Here is a 17,967-nt window from a genome sequence, read left to right as displayed (position 1 = left end):
CGTCACCCCTGCTGTCGCAGGCCGATCACCAGGTCGCGTGGGAGGCCGTGGGTGTCGTGGAGGTAGTCGTAGTCCTCCTCGCTCAGCGGCCCCCGGTACCTGGGCCCCGACAGCAGACGGCGACCGCGCTCCAGCAGCCGGTCGAAGCCGCGTTCCTCCTCCAGCAGTACCTCCCTGAGGTGATCCGTCCCGCCGGTCTGCCGGAAGTGGTCCAGAGTGTGCCGGAGGAGCTCCACCGGCAGGTCGGACAGGGCACGGGAGGGGTCCTCGCGCCGTAGCGTGGTGAGCAGCCGGCGGACGAGCCGGCGCAGGACGTAGCCGCGCCCCGTGTTGGACGGCCGCACCCCGTCGCCGATGACCACGACGGCGGAGCGCAGATGGTCGCTGACCAGGCGCAGCGAAGGCTCGTCCAGCGACCACGGCAGCAGCCGTTTCCAGGGCTCGAACAGGTCGGTGTCGTGGACCGAGTCACGGCCCTGGAGGACGGTGACCAGTCGCTCAAGACCCATGCCGGTGTCGACAGCGGGACGCTCCAGGGGCTGGAGGGAGCCGTCGTCGAGACGGCGGTACCGCATGACGACGTGGTTCCAGATCTCCACCCAGCGCGGGTCCGTCGTGGGCGTGCCCCGCGGCGGGGTGTCGCCGGTCCACACGAAGATCTCCGAGTCCGGGCCGCACGGGCCCACGGGACCGTTGGACCACCAGTTGTCCTCCCCGGTGAGCTCCACGGGCACGCCCGACTCCTCCCAGGTGCGCAGGGCGTCCAGATCCGGGCCCACCTGCTCGTCGCCGCCGAAGACCGTGGCGTGGAGTCTGTCGTGGGGGATGCCGAAGCCGTCGCGGAGCAGCTCGTACCCCCAGCGCAGGCTCTGCGAGTGGCCGTAGTCGCCGAGCGACCACGAGCCGAGCATCTCGAACACCGTCAGGTGCGTGGAGTCGCCGACCTCGTAGAGATCGGTGGTGCGCAGACAGCGCTGCACGTTGACCAGTCGCCGGCCCCGGGGATGGGGGCGGCCTTCCAGATACGGCGTGAGGGGATGCATCCCCGAGGTCGTGAACAGCACCGGATCGCCGGGCGGCGGCAGCAGGGTGCTCCCGGTGATCAGGTGGTGTCCGCGCTCGCGGTAGAAGTCGGTGAAGACGCGTACGGTCCGGTCGGATTGCATGGCGGGGTCCTTCGGTCTCGTGGGACCGGAAACGACCGCGGCGACGGGAGGCGACCAGGAGATCCTGCACCGGCGGTCCGTTTCCGGCCGCCGGGGGAGTGGGTGAGGTCAGGCGTCGGCAGCCGGCGAGCTGGTCGCTCGCGCGGCTGCGGTGTGGTGCGTACGGCTGATGACCTTCATGCGGCTGACGGTACGCACGGGAACGCCGGTCCGTCACCCGGTTTTCCCCGGACTTTGACCGCGCGCATCAGTACTCCCGGTGCACCAGGGGCCGGCCCCCGTGCTCCGCGCGTGCCTCGGTCAGCGCGACGCGCAGTGCGGGGCGGATCTCCGGGGGCAGCGCGCCGACGGCGGGCCAGTGCACGACATGCAGGGCCACGTCCCGCAGCTTGGTGTTGGTGCGCTGGGAGACGGTCTTCAGGATCTCCCACCCCTGCTCGGACCGCAGGCCGCTCAAGGCGACGATGACCCCGATCGCCTGGTCGACGACGGCGTGCGAGACAAGGGCTTGCTGGAGCTGGGCGACCTCCTCCTGGAGTTCCTCGATCTTCCCGACCAGCTCTTCGCGATCCGTCATGTACCGCCCTGTCGCCCTCTCCCCCCGGTGCCGCCCGGTGACTCCCCGGTCACCGACTCTCCAGTTTCGAAGACGGCGGCCCCGGACCACGAGCCACCCAGCGCACACCTTGTGACCAGGCAGGACAGAAAACGAAACGCGCCCGTGCAGCTTTACGGCTTTCCCGGGTAGGGGGGAAGGAAAAGGCCGAGCGCCGCCGATCAACGAGAGGAAGGACCTGGCCGCGTGGAGACGCTCACCTTCGAGAGCGAGGACCTGGAGCGCACCGAGGAGTTCCTCAGTCACGCCTACGCGAAGATGCGCATCGGCAACGGCAGCCCGGACAGCAGCCGCGCGCTCATCCACCGCAGCGCCATCGCTGGGATCAGCGTCGACGAGCTCGACCTGGACTTCGACATGAGCTACGCCGTGACCCCGCTGGGCCGGATCTGCCTGTGCGTGGTCCACGAGGGCACCATCGAGGACCACGTCTACCAGGGCGTCTCGGACTCCTTCGGGCCCGGCGACGTGGTGTCCTTCGCGCCGCCGGAGCTGTCCTACGCGGGCCGCATCCACGCGGCCCGCTACAACATCACCATGCTCGACCCCGACCTGCTCACCCAGGTCGCGGGGACCGCGGACCCGCTGCGCCCCGAACCGGTACGGCTGACCGGGCACCGGCCGCTCAGCGTGGCCGCGGGGGAGCGGCTGCGCTCGACCATCCGCTATGTCCAGGACCACGTCCTCGCGGACGCCGCCGTCGCCGACCAGCCGCTCGTCGCCTCCACCGCCGCCCAGCACCTGGCCGCGACCGTCCTGGCCACCTTCCCCAACACCGCGTCCGTCGACCCGACGGGCCTCGACCGGCAGGACGCCCGTCCGGCCGCACTGCGACGCGCCCTGGCCTTCATCGAGGGCCACCCCGACCGGCCCCTCACCGTCGCCGAGATCGCGGAGGCGGCCCACGTCAGCGTCCGGGCGCTCCAGTACGCCTTCCGCCGGCACCTGGAGTGCACCCCGCTCGCGTACGTCCGCCAGGTCCGCCTGTCCCAGGCCCACGCCGAGCTGGTGGCCGCGGACCCCGAGACCGGAGCCACCGTCACGGACATCGCCGCCCGCTGGGGCTTCTCCCACCCCGGCCGCTTCGCCACCCTGTACCGCCGCACCTACGACCGCTCACCGCGCCGCACCCTTCAGGACGGCTGACGTCCCGGCCGTCCGCACGGCTCGCCGCGGCTCATGGCAAAGGGTTCGGCGAAGGGCTCAGCGGCTGATGACAAAGCGTCCAGCGAGCCCTGCGTTCTTGTGAGCAACCGCCGGGCAGCGGGCCCGTGGCGGCCTACCGTCCCGGCATGAACACGAGTCGCAGCAGAGCAGGAACGTGGCGTACCGCGGCGCTGGCGGTGCTGCTGACCACCGGGGTGATCACCGGGACGGCCACCGGGTCGGCGTCCGCCGGGAGCGCGCGCACCGAGACGGCCGTCGGATCGAGCGGGGGTGTGACCGAGACTGTCGTCCGCGTGAAGGCACCCCTGCCGGCGTCCTTCGGGGCCCGGCCCGCGGCGTGCGACTGGCTGTCGTACCTGCGCTACCGGTCCTCCGCGGGTCCGGCCTCGGCGGCCGACGCCGACCGGGTCCTCGTCGCCCAGCCCGGCATCCTGGAGGGCGCCGGAGCCTTCGACAGCGTCGCCCGCAACACCGTCACCCGCGCCGCCCAGCAGGGCCGGAACCTGGAGTTCTGGGCTCTGGACCGGCGCTCCAACTGCCTGGAGGACCACACCGGAACCGCCTCCGGCGACCAGCACACCGCCGTCGACTACTACTACCGGGGCAAGCAGGTCGCGGGCCGCACCTTCGCCGGGTTCGTGGGCGACGACCAGCTCGGCTGGATGGCCCGGCTCGGCATCGAACAGACCGTCCGGGACCAGTACGACCTGCTCGCCGCCGAGTTGCCCGACCAGAAGGTCCGCAAGGAGAAGGTGCTGTGCGGCGGGCACTCGCTCGGCGGAGTCGTCACCGGCTACTTCGCCACCGCCGACTTCGACGGCGACCCCGCCACCACCGCCGACGCGGGCCAGAACCAGTGCGCCGGGTACTTCGCCCTCGACACCACCGTCTCCACCTCGCTCGGCGACCTGAGCGGCAGCATCCCGGACGACACCGGCCTGCCCGACATCGGCCTCGGCTACGGAGTCGTCCAGGCCGGACTCGACAGCGGCCTCTTCCCGCGCTCCCTGTCCGCGCCCGTCCTGCTCAACCCCGAGACCATGACCCTGCTCGCCATCGCCGGCGTGGGGGCCGTACAGGACCCGGACGGCGAGTCCGACCTGCCGGGTTACCTGCCCCGGAACACCAACATCGAGGCCACCAACCGGTTCCTCTTCTCCAGGGACCCCGCCACCTTCCTCACCGGCTCACCCGCCGTGAAGGACTTCAGGCTCACCAACGAGGCCGTGCTCGGCGCGCTCATGGACGACCAGTCCGTCCCGCTCGCCTTCCTCCAGAGCAGCGTGGGCTTCTTCGACGGCGGACCGATCACCGACAAGAACTTTCCCGTCACCAACGGGAGTTCAGCACAGCCGGGTCTCTTCGGCACCGAGTACAAGGCCATCCCCGCCGAACCGCACGGCCCGCTCTACACCTGGCGCGACTACGACCGGGTCGGCGACGCCGACGACCCCGGGTACCGGTCCTCCGACGGGACGCCCTTCACCGCCGCGGGCAAGGAGGTGACCGACATCCAGGAACTGGCGCGCAGTATGGGCACGCAGCCGCTGGACTTCACCGAGCAGTACTTCCCGACCAAGCTCGTCACCGACCTCGAACTGTCCACCTCCCCGCAGGTGAAGCGGCTCGTCGTGCACCCCGGTGGGCTCACCGCCCGTCCGACGCTCACGGTTCTCGCGGGCGACGGGCTGCTCGCGGGCCGCATCCCCGCCGATCTGCACCCCGTGGTCGCGGACGGCTACCAGCACCTCGACGTGCTTACCGCGGCACCGGTGCAGAACAACGGCCGGCCCGAGCCGGTGTCCACCGCGCTGACGGAGTTCGCCCGCGATCCCCGGTAGTGGCCAACAGGGAGGAGGGGCCCGGGAGTTCGACTCCCGGGCCCCTCCTCTCGTGCCGAGGCCGCCTGTCGGGACTCAGACCTTGCCCGCCGCGAAGGCCGCCGCCGCGTCCGCGTTCGCGGTGTAACCGAGGTGCGCCAGGGTGTCGTTGCCGCCCGCCTCGCACACCGGGTCGCCCTGGGCGCAGAAGTCGATCGTGCGGCTCTGGTACGTGCCGGTGACGCTCTTGCCGATGGCCCGGATGGGGTTGCCGAACAGCAGCACCGCGGCGACCTTCGGCTCCACCGCGGCGGGCAGCGTGGCCACGATGGGACTGCCCACCACCGCGCCCGCGCTGCTGATACCGATGGAATTGTCGACGACATTCGCGCCCTGTGAATAGCCGACCAGGATGAAACGCTGGTTCGGACACGTGGACGCCTGGCTTTTCACGTGGTTCACCAGATCGGCGTTGCCCTGCGCGGCCGAGGTGGGGGAAAGGTCCGCGGGATAGTTCACCCGGTAGCTCGACAGATTACGGCCCGTCAGTTTCCTTTGCAGGGCCGAGAACACCGGGTCGCCGACGATGAAGCCGAGCGTGCCGGGCTCGAACGTGCCGCGAGCTGCGACGACGTCGAAGTCCGAGCAGGCCGCGGCGGTCGCGGACGGCGCCGTGACGGTGGCCACCGTGGCCCCGCCGACGAGAGAGAGTGCCGCGAGGCACAAGCGAATACGCATGGGGGGGGGATCCTTTGCGGGTGGGGCGTGTGAAACGCCTGTGGAAAGGATGTCCCGAACGTATTCGCTTGGGCGACGGACCTGTTATGGACGGGAATTCAGGAATTCCTCGTTCTTTTGTGCCGTGGTGAGTGCCAGGATGAGATCCAGACGCGCACCGGGATCGTGCAGCGCCTCGCCGAACACCTTGTCCAGCTGACGCAGCCGATAGCGCACGGTCTGCGGATGGACATGGAGACGGGTGGCGACCTCCGGCACGTTGCTGCCGCTGAGCAGCCAGGCCAGAAGGGTCTCGGCGAGCCGCTCGCGCTGCCCCTCCGAGACCGCGTCGAGCGGCGCCAGGGCCCGCGCCCGCAGCCGGCCGAGCATCGGTTCGTCGCTGTGCAGCAGGAGGGTCGACAGGTGGTCCGCGCAGCGCACCACCCCTTGCCGGGGCAGGAGTCCGCGTCCCATCAACCCGAGGGCCCGGACGGCCCAGCGCAGCGAATGGGCGGCCTCCGCGACCGGCACGGTCGGCCCGATCGCGGCCGGCCGCCCACGCAGCGCGAGCCCGAAGGCCCGGCTCCCTGATCGTCCGGAGCCGTCCGGGTCGGGGATCAGCATCCGCGGCGGCCGTGAGTCCATGTCCACCAGTGCCCCGGCGGTGGCCAGCGGCCACTCCTCGACCCGTTGGTCAGGGGTGGCCGCGAGCGCGACCACCGCGACCTGCTTCGGCACCGACCACCGGGCGCCGTGCGCCAGGTCCTGCACCGCCGCCGGCGCCACGGGCCCGTCGCCGAGGAGCAGGTCAAGGAGCCGTCTGCGCCGCCGTTCCAGCTCGTCCGTGTGCTGCGCGCGGGCCTCGGAGTAACCGGCGGCGGCCGCCTCCGCGACCTCGTGCACGGTACGGAAGGCGAGTTCGCCCAGCGCGGTGACGACCGCGGTGTCCAGGCCCAGCTCCTCCGCGGTACGGCCCATCAGCCGCCAGGCGTGCAGTCCGCCCACCCGCAGCGCGGACTGGAGGGCGTCCAGGCTGCGCCCCTCCAGGGCCTCGCCGCGCCCGAGTTCGTAGTACGTCGCCGCGATGGCCTCCCCGCGGCCACGCGGGTCGGCGATGTGGTCGACGAACAGCGTGAGCGCCTGCACGACCCCGGCTCTCAGGTGCTCGCGGTAGGTCCCGTCGGCGGGTCGGGCGTACTCGGGCACCTGCCGGCGGACCTCCTCCTCGACCTCGTCGGCGACCCCCTCCAACTGGGCGCGCAGCAGGTCGGCCAGATCGGGCGGCACCGCGGGGTCACCGCGGCCCTCCGGTACACCGTGCGGGGCGGGGCTGGCCAAGGGGGGCCCTCCTTTCACCCGGAAGCGGCTCACCCTCGGGCCGTTGCCCGTGGGGCGAGGGGTAAGTCCTGTGTTGGACGGACGTCCCCTGCGTTGCGTTCCGTGACCCGACGGTACCGACATCACACCGGCACCCCCAGACCCCGCGCGAGCATCGGCCACGACGAGGTGAACTCCTGCTTCCAGTAAGCCCAGCTGTGTCCTCCGCCGGAGTAGAAGTGAGTGGTGACCGGAACACGCAGCAGCGCGAGGGCGTCGGCGAAGCCGTGCGAGGACGGCCACAGGGTGCTCTCCAGCGCCTCCGGCAGCCAGTCGCCGGTGCCGCCCGCCAGCCCGCTGCCCTGGGAGACGTACAGGGCGGTGCCGCGCAGCCCGGTGGCGCGGGAGCGCGGATTGAAGTCGAGCCAGGTGAGCAGGTTGAGGATCGGACTGCCCCACAGCGAGGCCGGCGCCAGGTTCTCCCGGGCCACGATGGCGTCCATCAGGGTCGGCACACCGGGCGCCAGGGTGTCGAGGATCCCGCTGTAGGAGGCCGCCGCGGCGAACAGGCCCGGGTGTCTGGCCGCGTGCGCCATGGCGCCGTAGCCGCCGGTGGAGACCCCGGCGACGGCCCGCACCCCGGAGGCCCGGTAGTTGCGGGCGAGCAGTGCGGGCACCTCGGTCAGCTGGAAGGTCTCGTAGTCGGGTCCGTCGCGCCAGTCGGTGGGGATGCCGGTGGGGCCCGCGTCGGGCATCGCGACGATCAGGTCGCGGCCCGCGGTGAAGGCCTCGATGTCCGTCTCCCGGGTCCAGGACGTGTAGTCGTCGTGGGCCCCGTGCAGCAGGTACAGCACCGGGTAGGTCCGGGTGGGCTGCGCGTCGAAGCCGGTGGGCAGGATCAGCCGCACCGGCGCGCTGCGGCCGAGTGCGGCGGAGGACACGGACACGTCGATCGTGCGGGACGAGAGCGCGGAGGCGGGCCGGGCGCCGATCAGGGCGGCCAGTCCGGCACCGGCCGCGGCCTTGGCGAGGGTGCGTCGGGACACTGCGGTGGTGCGACGGTGCATGGCGGCTCTCCTCGGATCACGTGCAGTGGGTTCTCGCGGCGAGTTCTCGCCCCAGGTGGGCGGCGATCTCGTCGACGTGCGGCGGGTCGAGCAGCGAAAGGTGGTGGCCTTCGACGGGGACGACGGTCAGGCGCGGGCACACCTCGTCCCAGCCGAGCGCCTGGTCGTCGCGTTCGTAGGCGGGATCGCGCACGGTGTGCGGGGCGGGTTCCGTGGCCCGGTACAGGACCACCGGCCCGTCGTAGCGGCCCGGCCGGTGGGCCTCCCCGATCCTCAGGTCCAGGTAGGAGGAGCGCTGGTGCTCCAGCACGGCGGCGGGCACATCGGCGCGGGCACGCAGGATCCCCAGCACGGTGTCGATCCGCTCGCCGTCGTCGTCCGTCGCGAGGAGTTCGTCGTACGGCAGCTCCAGCCGCACCCCGTAGACGTCCGCGACGTGCCGGGCGAACCCCTCGAAGTGGGCGCGGACCCGGTCGGCCGGTGCGCGGTCGGGGCGGGGGAGGGGCCGCACGGAGTCGATCAGCGCCACGAGCTCCACCTCCCGTCCGGCGGCGGCGAGTTGACGCGCAATCTCCTGGGCGACGAAACCGCCGAAGGACCAACCGCCCAGCAGGACCGGCCCGTCGGGGTGGACCGCGGTGACGGCCTCGGCGTAGCGGCGTGCCTTCTCGGTGACCGTGCGGGCGTCCTGGAGGCGGTCGAGACCGTACACGGGCCGGTCGTCGCCCAGCCGTTCGGCCAGGGCCCGGTAGACCTCGCTCGTGCCGCCGGCGGCGTGCACGAGGAAGACGGGGGGACGGTCGCCGGTGACGTGCAGCGGACGCACGGCGCCCGGCCGGATCCGGTCGGCCAGCGCCTGGACCGTGGTGGCTCCGAGCAGGTCGCGCAGCGGCAGCTGGACGGCGAACTCGCGCTCCAGGGCGGTGCGGATCCGCACCGCCATCAGCGAGTCCAGGCCGAGGTCGGCCAGCGCGGTGGCGGGGGATATCCGGCCGGCGGGGTGTCCGGTGACGGCGCCGATGTGGTGGCACAGGCGGCCGGCGACGGAGGTGTCCTCCGCCGTCTCGACCTCACCGACCAGCTCTTGTGCAGGCGTTGCCGCAGCCCCATGGGCGGGCACCCGCGCTTCCGCATCCGAGGTCACCCGGGCTTCCGCATCCGCGGACACCCGCGTGCGCGCCCCCGCAGCCGTACCCGCCGCCGGCTTCGCGGGTGCCGCGCCCCGCCCGTCCGTCCACCAGTGCCGCACGTGCTTCCAGCGCGGCGCGGGCAGGTCGACGACCCGTCCCGCGGGCAGCGGCAGCCGTCCGCCCGCGCAGTAGAGCGCCCCCAACTGCGCGAGGAAGTCCGCGCAGCCGTCGGCGTCCCGTCGGAGCGTGCCGAGCGCGAGGGCGCCGGGCGCGGTGTCGGTGACGGCCCGCGCGAGGACCGGGTGCGGCGAGATCTCGACGAACACGTGGTGGCCGTCGGCCGCGGCCGCGGTGACGGCCCGGTCGAGCCGTACGGGCCGACGCAGGTTCGCGGCCCAGTGAGCGGCGTCGAAGACACTGCCGCCGCGCGGATCGTCCAGAACGGTGGAGTAGACGGGGACGTGCGGCGCACGGCCGCCGATGTCGGCCAGGGACGCCGTCAACTCCGGCAGGAGCGGATCGACTTGGGGCGAGTGACCGGCCCCGACGACCCGCATGGAACGGGCCGCCCTGCCCTGCCCCTCCAGCCACCGCACGAACCGCGCCACCGCCGGCTCCTCCCCGGTGACGACCTTCTGTCCCGGCGAGGAGTGGACCGCGACGTGCACGCCGGGGAAGTCCCTTTCCAGGAGGCCGAGTTCACCGTCCTCCAGGTCGACGACCGCCATGGCCCCGCCCTGCAACCCGCTCAGCAGCCGGGCCCTGACGGTGACGATCCGGGCGCCCTCCGACACGTCGAGGGCGCCCGCGCACACCGCGGCGGCGACCTCGCCCAGGGAGTGGCCGATGACGGCGGCGGGCTCGACGCCGTAGGAACGCCACAACTCGGCGAGTGCCACCTGGAGTCCGAAGAGAACGGGCTGGGCCACCTCCAGCCGGTCGAGTGCGCATCCGGACGCGAGCCGCTCGTACAGGGACAGCCCGCACTCCGCGTCGAGCTTCTCCACCGCGGCGGCGAAGGCGGGTTCCTCGGCCAGCAGCCGCCGCCCCATCCCGGCCCACTGGCTGCCGTACCCGGAGAACACCCACACCGGACCCCGGCCGACGAGATCACGGCCGCCGGTGACGACCGAGCCTCGCCCGACGAGTTCACGGGTGCCGGTGGCGACTGAACTTCGCCCGACGAGTTCACGGACGCCGGTGACGACCGGACCGTGTGCCGACGTCCCGGGGGTGTCTCCCCGTGCCAACGCGTCCAGTCCGTCGGCCAGTTCCGCGCGGTCCCGGGCTACCACGGCCGCCCGCACGCTCCCGCGACCCGCCCGTCCGGCCAGTGTGCGGGCCACGTCGGCCGGGTGCGCGGAGGCCGTACGCAGCCAGTCGGCGAGCCGGGCCGCGGTGTCCCGCAGCCGCTCCTCGTCGACGTCGGACAGGACGTGCAGCCGGGCGCCGGGCTCCTCGGCAGGGCGCGAGGGCAGCACGCCGGGACGCCATTCCTCCAGCACCGCATGGGCGTTGGTGCCGCCGAACCCGAACCCGGAGACCCCGGCGGTGGCCGTACCGCCGTACCGCGGCCAGGGCTCGCCCTCGGACACCACCCGCAGCCGTACGTCGTCCAGGGCGCTGCCCCCCGAGCAGTGCAGGGACGGCGGGATGACGTCGTGGTGCAGGGCGAGGACCGTCTTGACGAGCCCGGCGATGCCCGCGGCCGACTCCAGGTGCCCCAGGTTCGACTTCACGGAGCCCAGCAGCAGCGGCTGGTCGGGGTCGCGGTCCGTACCGAGGACGGCACCCAGGGCGCCCGCCTCGATGGGGTCGCCGAGCGGGGTGCCGGTGCCGTGCGCCTCGACGTAGTCGATGTGTGCCGGGGACAGTCCCGCCCGTGTGTAGGCGGAGGTCAACAGGGCTTGCTGGGCAGCCGGGTTGGGGGCGAGGAGGCCGTTGGAGCGGCCGTCGGAGTTGACGGCGGTGGCGCGGATGACGGCGAGGACGCGGTCGCCGTCGCGTTCGGCGTCCGACAGCCGCTTCAGCAGGACGGCCGCGCAGCCCTCTCCGCGTCCGATGCCGTCCGCGTCCGCCGAGAACGGCTTGCAGCGGCCGTCCGGCGCGAGGGCACCGGCCCGCCGGAACGCCACGGTGACGGCGGGGGAGAGCAGCAGGTTGACGCCCGCGGCGATCGCCGTGTCGCTCTCGCCGGTGCGCAGGCTCACGCAGGCGTGGTGCACGGCGACCAGCGAGGAGGAGCACGCGGTGTCGACGGCCATGCTGGGCCCCCGGGCGTCCAGCACGTACGACAGCCGGCCCGCGGTCACGCCCAGCGCGCCGCCCGCCGGTGCCCACGGATCCACGGCCGCGGGGTCGGCGCCGGTGAGGGTGCCGTACTCGGGCGCCGAGACCCCGACGAAGACGCCGGTGGCGGTGCCCGCGAGGGAGGCGGCCGGGACGGCGGCATGCGTCAGCGTCTCGTGGACGACCTCCAGGAGGATGCGCTGCTGCGGGTCCATCACGGCGGCCTCGCGCGGGCTGATCCGGAAGAAGTCCGCGTCGAACCCGGCGATGTCGTCGAGGTAGCCGCCGTAGGGGAGCGCGTCCTCGGGCGGGAAGGCGCCGAAGTCGCGCCAGCGGTCCTCGGGCACCCGCCGGATCGCGTCGACCCCGTCGGTCAGCAGCCGCCAGTAGTCGCCCGGTCCGTGGACCCCGCCGGGGAGCCGGCAGCCGAGGCCTATGACGGCCACGGGCTCGCCGGGCGCGGCCGCTGCGGCTGCCGCGAGCGACGCCGGTCCGGGGCGGGGCGTCGAGACGGAGGCCGGCGCGGGTGCCGAGACCGAGGCCGGGCCGGGGCCGGGTGCGGGGCCGCACAGGTGCGCCACCAGCGCCTCCCCGGTCGGCGCCTCCCACAGCAGGGTCGCCGGCAACTCGCGTCCGGTCAGCCGGGCCAGTTCGCCGGCCAGCACGACCGCGTCCCGCGAGGCCATCCCGAGATCTGCCAGCGGCCGGTCCATCGGCACCTCGGCCGCCGGCGTCCCGGTCCACTCCGCGACCCGCTCCACCACCAGCCGGCGCACCGCGCCCGCGTCCACGGCTCTCACCCGGCACCGCCCATCGCGTAGGCCCCCGCCAGGTACCGCTCCCGGGTCAGCGCCCGCGACACCTTGCCGCTGGAGGTGCGGGGCACGGTGCCCGGCGCCACCAGGACGACGTCGGCGAGCCGCAGCCCGTGCCGCGCCGACACGGCCGCCCGTACCGCCCGCACCAGGGCCGGTACGTCGAGTTCGTCGAGGCTGGTGGTCCGGGTGTGCTCGGCCACCACGACCACCCGCTCGCCCGATCCGCCCGCCACCCCGAACGCGGCGAGCCGGTCCCGGCGCAGTGCCGGATGCGTGTCCTGGACGGTGGCCTCCACGTCCTGCGGGTAGTGGTTGCGGCCGTCGACCACGATCAGGTCCTTGAGCCGGCCGGTGACGAGCAACTGGCCCTCCAGGACCGTCCCGAGGTCACCGGTGCGCAGCCAGCCGTCCGCGCCGAAGACCCGCCGGGACTGCTCCTCGTGGTTCCAGTAGCCGCGGCCCACGTTGGGCCCCCGCACCTGGATCTCCCCGACCTCGCCCTCGGACAGGTCGGCCTGGGAGACGGGGTCGGCGATCCGGATCCGCTGTCCCGCCGGGGCACCGCAGCCCGCCAGCAGGACCGCCCTCGGATCGTCGGGGCGCGCGGGCAGCGCCTTGCCCTCGGCGAGCGCGTCCCGGTCGAGCGCGAACCGGCGCAGCGGCTCCCCGGGCCGGGCCGCGCTGACGAAGACGGTCGCCTCCGCGAGGCCGTACGAGGGACAGTGCGTCCCCGCGGCGAGTCCCTGCCCGGCGAAGGCCGCCTGGAAGCGGTCGGCCGTCGTGGGGCGCACCGGTTCACTGCCGTTGATGAGCCCGAAGACGTCGTCCAGCCGCAGCTCCGCCTTCTGTGCGTCGGTCACCGCCGAGGCGCAGTAGTCGTAGGCGAAGTTGGGGGCCGCGCTGAGCGCCCGCGGGTGTGCGGACAACAGCCGTAGCCAGCGCGCGGGTTCGTGCAGGAAGGCCACCGGGTCCATGAGCACCGACAGCAGCCCCCGCACGACCGGGGCGGCCACGCTCAGCACGAGCCCCATGTCGTGGTAGAGCGGCAGCCAGCCCACACAGGTCGCCGGACGGACGTCGGCGCCGTAGGCCGTCAGCGCCTGGCAGGCGTTGGCGACGACGTTGGTGTGCCCGATCTCGACGCCCGCCGGGGTGCGGGTGGACCCCGAGGTGTACTGGAGGTAGGCGACCTCGCCGCCGGCCGGCTCCAGGTCGCTCGCGGCGGCGTCCGGCACCTGGTCCACCGCGACGACCCGCTCGCCCAACTCCCTTACCTGCTCCAGGTGTCGGCTCGTCGTGAGGATCACGGCCGGGCGCGCGTCGGACAGGACCGCCGTGAGACGGTCGTCCTGGCCGGGCAGACCAGGCGGATACAGCGGTACGGCGACCAGGCCCGCACTGAGCGCCGCCAGGAACCCGGTGACGTACTCCAGCCCCTGGGGGCACAGCAGCGCCACGCGGGCTCCGGGCTCGGCCTCTGCCGCGAGGCGTGCGGCCACGGCACGGACCCGTACGTCCAGCCGGCGCCAGGTCAGGGTGCGGTGGACGCCCCGCGAGTCCGGGGCGGGGTGGTCGACGAAGGTGAACGCCCGTCGGTCGGGGGTGGTCCCGGCCCAGTGCCGCAGGTACTCCGGGAGCGTGCGGAACGCGGGGGCGAGCGGGGGACGGCGGCTGTCCATCAGGCAGGTCTCCTCGCGAGACGGGTCAGAGCGGGATGTTGCCGTGCCGGCGCTCCGGCATCGGGGCACGCTTGCCGCGCAGGGCACGCAGCGCGCGGCAGATGTGGGCGCGGGTGTCGCGCGGGGCGATGACGGCGTCGACGTAGCCGCGCTCGGCGGCGGGGTAGGGCGTGCCGTGGGTGTCCTCGTAGGCGGCGACTAGTTCCGCCCGCAGCGCCTCGGGCTCCTCGGCGGCGGCGATGTCGCGCCGGTGCAGGACGCCCACCGCGCCCTCGGCGCCCATCACCGCGATCCGCGCGGTCGGCCAGGCGAGGTTGATGTCGGCGCCCAGGTGCTTGGAGCCCATCACCGCGTACCCGCCGCCGTAGGCCTTGCGGATCACCACCGTCACCTTGGGGACGGTCGCCTCGGCGTAGGCGTACAGCAGCTTGGCGCCGCGCCGGATGATCCCGGCCTGCTCCTGCCGGACCCCGGACAGATAGCCCGGCACGTCGGCGAAGGTCAGCAGCGGAATGCCGAACGCGTCGCAGAACCGTACGAACCGCGCCGCCTTCTCGGAGGCGTCGATGTCCAGCACCCCGGCCGCGTGCGCGGGCTGGTTGGCGACCACCCCGACGGACATGCCCTCGACGAGCGCCAATGCGCAGATGACGTTGGGTGCGAACAGCTCCTGGATCTCCAGCAGTTCACCGTCGTCCACGACGGCCCGCAGGATGTCCCGCATGTCGTAGGCCTGCCCGAGCCGGTCCGGCACGATCTCGTCGAGCGGGATGCCGGAGGGCGGCGGCAGGGGGGCGTACTGCGGCGGCCGCTCCAGGTTGTTGACGGGCAGGTACGACAGCAGCTCCCGTACGGTGTCCAGGGCCTCGGTCTCGTCCGCGGCGAGGAAGTGGGCGTTGCCGCTCAGGGAGTTGCTGGTGCGGGCGCCGCCCAGTTCCTCGGCGCTGGTGCGTTCCCCGGTGACCGCCTCGATCACCTCGGGCCCGGTGACGAACATGTGCGAGGCGCCGTCCACCATCACCGTGAAGTCGGTGATGGCGGGGGAGTAGGCGGCCCCGCCGGCACACGGGCCGAGGACGACCGAGATCTGCGGGATCACCCCGGAGGCCTGGACGTTGCGGCGCACCAGCTCGGCGTAGAGGGCGAGGGAGACGACCCCCTCCTGGATGCGGGCGCCGCCGCCGTCGTTGAGCCCGATCACCGGGCACCCGGTCCGAAGCGCCAGGTCCATGAGGGCCACCGTCTTCTCGCCGAAGGCCTCACCCATGCTGCCGCCGAACACCGTGGAGTCCTGCGAGAAGACACAGACGGGGCGGCCGTCGATCGTGCCGCACCCGGTGACCACGCCGTCCCCGTAGGGGCGGTCCGCGCCGTCCCCGGTCGGCCTGGCCCGCACGAACAGGCCGGTCTCGGTGAAGGAACCGGGGTCCAGCAGCAGGTCGATCCGCTCCCGCGCACTGAACTTGCCCCGTTTTCTGGGCCTGTCCCCGGCGACGGCCCGTGCCTGGCGGGCCTCCAGTGCGAGGACGCGGTCGGCGGTGCGGTCGGGCAGGCGTGTCGTCGTCACCTCTACTGTCACTGCCACCTCCGAAGTGGCCTTCGAATATGGCAGCGCCCCCAGGTGGTGCCGAGCCCTACGGCGTTCTGTTTGCGCGAGGTGAGTCCCGGGAGGCCGGCCTTGCTCCGTGAGTGACAAGCCCCCGTGGACGGCGCAGCGTTCCATGGGCGCCGCATTTGAGCCAACCTGGCCGGAGAGAAGGTGCAGACCTGTTCCGGGGGCTCGCCTTTTCGCAGGCCCCGGGAAGGCGCGTCCATCGCTCGGAGCGCGTGAATGAGTCAGTTTCCTGATCGGGTTCGACCGGCCGGTTGATAGTTCAATGGGGGCGCTGCAACAATCCCGGTCCCGGCCACGTCGTCACCCCGACCCCTCGGCCGTCCGCCCCACAAGGCTCCTCCCCAGGCATGCAATTCCATCCCGTGAATTCCGGATTCGCGTCCCCCACAAGTCCGCTCGGAGCACGACTTCGGCGTGCCTTTGCCGGACGACCGGCGCGGCAGTAAAGAAGGTGCATGTGTCACGGCATTCCACGGGGTTCGGCGGGCCGCCGTTCCCTTATGAGACAGGTCCCGAAGCCGGTTCCGACGGAGAGGGGCAGTCGGTGTCCGGCCTGCCCGCGTACCAGGAGTTGCGCCGCACCCACCGCCGGTTCGGGGTCCGGGCCACCGCCGTCGCCGTCGGCGGATTCCTCCTGTACGTCCTGCTGTCCAGTTTCCTGCCCGGCCTCATGAACACCTCCGTCAGCGGCCACCTCACGGTCGGACTGGCCCTGGGGCTCGGGCAGTTCGTGCTGATGGGCCTGATCGTGTGGCGTTACCTCGTCCATGTGCGCACCGACGTCACGCCGGTGGTGCGCGGCCTGCGCGGCCTGGCTCGCCACCAGGAGAACGCGCGCCGCCGGCACGGCGCCCTCCAGGAACGCACCACCCGACGCGGTGCTTTCGAGGAGCGCACCTCTCAGCGCGGTGCTTTCGAGGAGCGCACCTCCCGGCGCGGTGCGGAGTTCCGGCCGTGGTGAGGCTCGGCGCCTCCGTCGTGGATCGCCTCAGCCTCCAGCTGACCCTGGTCCTGTTCCTGTCCGTGGTCGTCGTGACCCTGTTCACCGCCCTGCTCACCGCGCCCCAGCGCGACGAGATCGGCGAGTTCTACCTCGGCAACCGCACCATGTCCCCGCTGCGCAACGGCCTGGCCATGTGCGGCGACTACCTCTCGGCCGCGACCCTCCTCGGCAGCACCGGCCTGGTCGCCCTGACCGGCTACGACGGACTGCTCTACCTGTGCGGCACCGCCGTCGCCTGGATGATGGTCCTGCTGCTGATCGCCGAACCCCTGCGCAACACCGGCAGGTTCACCCTCGGCGACACCCTGGCCACCCGCCTCTCCCGGATGCAACGACCGGTGCGGCTCGCCCTGGCGCTGTGCACGCTGACCATCACCGTCCTCTACCTCGTCGCCCAACTCGTCGGCAGCGTGGCCCTGTTGACGCAGTTCACCGGGGAACCCAGTGCCGCCACCCGCGCCCTGTGCGTCGTCGTCATCGGCACCGTCGTCATCGTCTACGCGGCCATCGGAGGCATGCCCGGAGCCACCTTCATCCAGATCGTCAAGGCGGTCATGCTCATCTCCGGCGTCACCGTGACCGCCGTGATGGTGCTCCACCGCTTCGACTGGAACATCGAGAACCTGCTGGCCGCCGCCGCGGACAACAGCGGGCAGGGCACGCGGTTCCTGGAACCCGGCCTGCGCTACGGCGCCGGCGTCACCAGCAAACTCGACTTCCTCAGCCTCCAGCTGGCGATCGTGCTCGGCCTCGCCGCCCTCCCGCACGTCATGATGCGGTTGCTCGCGCCGAAGTCGGTCGACGTCCTGCGTACCTCGGTGGTCTGGGCGATGGGCCTGGTCAGCCTCGTCTGCCTGGCGGCCGGCATCCTCGGTCTCGGCGCCACCGCCGTCCTGGGCAGCGAGACCATCGCCCGCAACGACCGCACGGGCAACGCCGCCGTCCTGCTCCTGGCGCACGACCTCGGCGGCGCCGTCCTGACCGCCCTGCTGTCCTGCCTCGCCTTCGTCACCCTCCTCGCGGTCGCCGCCGGCCTGACCCTGGCCGCCGCCTCCTCCCTGGCCCACGACCTCTACGGCGAGGTGATCCGCCGGGGCAGGGCCACCGAGACGGAGGAACTGGCCGTGGCCCGGCTCGCGGCCGCCGTCATCGGTGTCCTCGGCATGCTGCTCGCCCTGGTCTCCTGGGGCGCCAACTCCGCGACGCTCGCCTTCCTCGCCTTCGCCATCGCGGCCTCCGCCATCCTGCCCACCCTCGTCTTCAGCCTCTTCTGGCGGCGCTTCACCGCGCAGGGCGCCCTCCTCAGTCTCTGCGGGGGTCTGCTCTGCTCGGTCGTCCTCGTCGTGTTCTCCCCGGTCGTCTCCGCCGCGCCCGCCGCGCTCTACCCGGACGCCGATTTCGCCTGGTTCCCCTTGCAGAATCCCGGAATCGTCTCCATCCCGGCCGGCTTCCTTCTCGGCTGGCTCGGTTCGATACTCAGTCGTCCCGAACCGAAGGAGACATATGAGGACTTCGAAGTGCGCAGTCTCGTAGGGGCCGACTAGCCGTTTTCCACTTTTCGGC

General features: G+C 72.7%; 12 protein-coding genes. 4 read left to right on the top strand and 8 right to left on the bottom strand.

The features are described from left to right. Nucleotides 1–2: 2 nt before the first annotated feature. Nucleotides 3–1,166 (bottom strand): alanine--tRNA ligase-related protein, encoded by a 1,164-nt coding sequence (locus AQJ54_RS28560; RefSeq protein WP_062242023.1) that lies wholly within the window; start codon nucleotides 1,164–1,166, stop codon nucleotides 3–5. Nucleotides 1,167–1,413: 247 nt separating this feature from the next. After that, nucleotides 1,414–1,743, bottom strand: a complete 330-nt coding sequence (locus AQJ54_RS28555) for an ANTAR domain-containing protein (protein WP_062030661.1) — start codon at nucleotides 1,741–1,743, stop codon at nucleotides 1,414–1,416. A gap of 225 nt (nucleotides 1,744–1,968) precedes the next feature. Between AQJ54_RS28555 and AQJ54_RS28550 the strand changes: the two genes are divergently transcribed. Together AQJ54_RS28550 and AQJ54_RS28545 are read left to right on the top strand one after the other, a co-directional pair. Next, nucleotides 1,969–2,928, top strand: coding sequence for a helix-turn-helix transcriptional regulator (locus tag AQJ54_RS28550; RefSeq protein WP_062242021.1), 960 nt, complete (start codon nucleotides 1,969–1,971; stop codon nucleotides 2,926–2,928). Between the two features lie 146 nt (nucleotides 2,929–3,074). After that, nucleotides 3,075–4,790 carry a hypothetical protein gene (locus AQJ54_RS28545; protein WP_062242421.1) on the top strand — a complete coding sequence of 572 codons (1,716 nt, stop codon included), beginning with the start codon at nucleotides 3,075–3,077 and terminating at the stop codon, nucleotides 4,788–4,790. Between the two features lie 75 nt (nucleotides 4,791–4,865). Here the strand turns inward: AQJ54_RS28545 and AQJ54_RS28540 are convergent, their stop codons facing one another. The 6 genes from AQJ54_RS28540 to AQJ54_RS28515 all read right to left on the bottom strand — a co-directional run bounded on the left by AQJ54_RS28540 (nucleotide 4,866) and on the right by AQJ54_RS28515 (nucleotide 15,365). Further along, nucleotides 4,866–5,507, bottom strand: a complete 642-nt coding sequence (locus AQJ54_RS28540) for a cutinase family protein (protein ID WP_062030669.1) — start codon at nucleotides 5,505–5,507, stop codon at nucleotides 4,866–4,868. A gap of 84 nt (nucleotides 5,508–5,591) precedes the next feature. Then, the gene (locus AQJ54_RS28535) at nucleotides 5,592–6,824 is read right to left on the bottom strand and encodes a PucR family transcriptional regulator (RefSeq protein ID WP_062242019.1); all 1,233 of its coding nucleotides are present in this window, start codon (nucleotides 6,822–6,824) and stop codon (nucleotides 5,592–5,594) included. Between the two features lie 122 nt (nucleotides 6,825–6,946). Beyond that, complete coding sequence (locus tag AQJ54_RS28530; RefSeq protein WP_062030673.1) at nucleotides 6,947–7,870, bottom strand: alpha/beta hydrolase; 924 nt, start codon at nucleotides 7,868–7,870, stop codon at nucleotides 6,947–6,949. A 16-nt stretch (nucleotides 7,871–7,886) separates the two neighbouring features. Beyond that, the gene (locus AQJ54_RS28525; protein WP_062242017.1) at nucleotides 7,887–12,089 is read right to left on the bottom strand and encodes a type I polyketide synthase; all 4,203 of its coding nucleotides are present in this window, start codon (nucleotides 12,087–12,089) and stop codon (nucleotides 7,887–7,889) included. Further along, nucleotides 12,086–13,786, bottom strand: coding sequence for a fatty acyl-AMP ligase (locus AQJ54_RS28520; protein ID WP_062242015.1), 1,701 nt, complete (start codon nucleotides 13,784–13,786; stop codon nucleotides 12,086–12,088). The genes AQJ54_RS28525 and AQJ54_RS28520 overlap by 4 nt, the downstream gene beginning before the upstream one ends. 25 nt (nucleotides 13,787–13,811) lie before the next feature. Beyond that, on the bottom strand, nucleotides 13,812–15,365 hold the full coding sequence (locus AQJ54_RS28515) for an acyl-CoA carboxylase subunit beta (RefSeq protein ID WP_169808252.1): 1,554 nt from the start codon (nucleotides 15,363–15,365) through the stop codon (nucleotides 13,812–13,814). Between the two features lie 580 nt (nucleotides 15,366–15,945). Between AQJ54_RS28515 and AQJ54_RS28510 the strand changes: the two genes are divergently transcribed. Then, the gene (locus AQJ54_RS28510; protein WP_062242010.1) at nucleotides 15,946–16,362 is read left to right on the top strand and encodes a DUF485 domain-containing protein; all 417 of its coding nucleotides are present in this window, start codon (nucleotides 15,946–15,948) and stop codon (nucleotides 16,360–16,362) included. Beyond that, a complete protein-coding gene (locus AQJ54_RS28505) occupies nucleotides 16,356–17,948 on the top strand; it encodes a solute symporter family protein (RefSeq protein WP_062030683.1) in 1,593 nt (530 codons plus the stop codon). Before AQJ54_RS28510 ends, AQJ54_RS28505 begins: the two co-directional genes overlap by 7 nt. The last annotated feature ends 19 nt before the right edge of the window (nucleotides 17,949–17,967 follow it).

Source organism: Streptomyces griseorubiginosus (assembly GCF_001514195.1).
GTDB classification, from domain to species: Bacteria; Actinomycetota; Actinomycetes; order Streptomycetales; family Streptomycetaceae; genus Streptomyces; species Streptomyces griseorubiginosus.
This window is presented reverse-complemented; position numbering and strand designations above follow the sequence as displayed.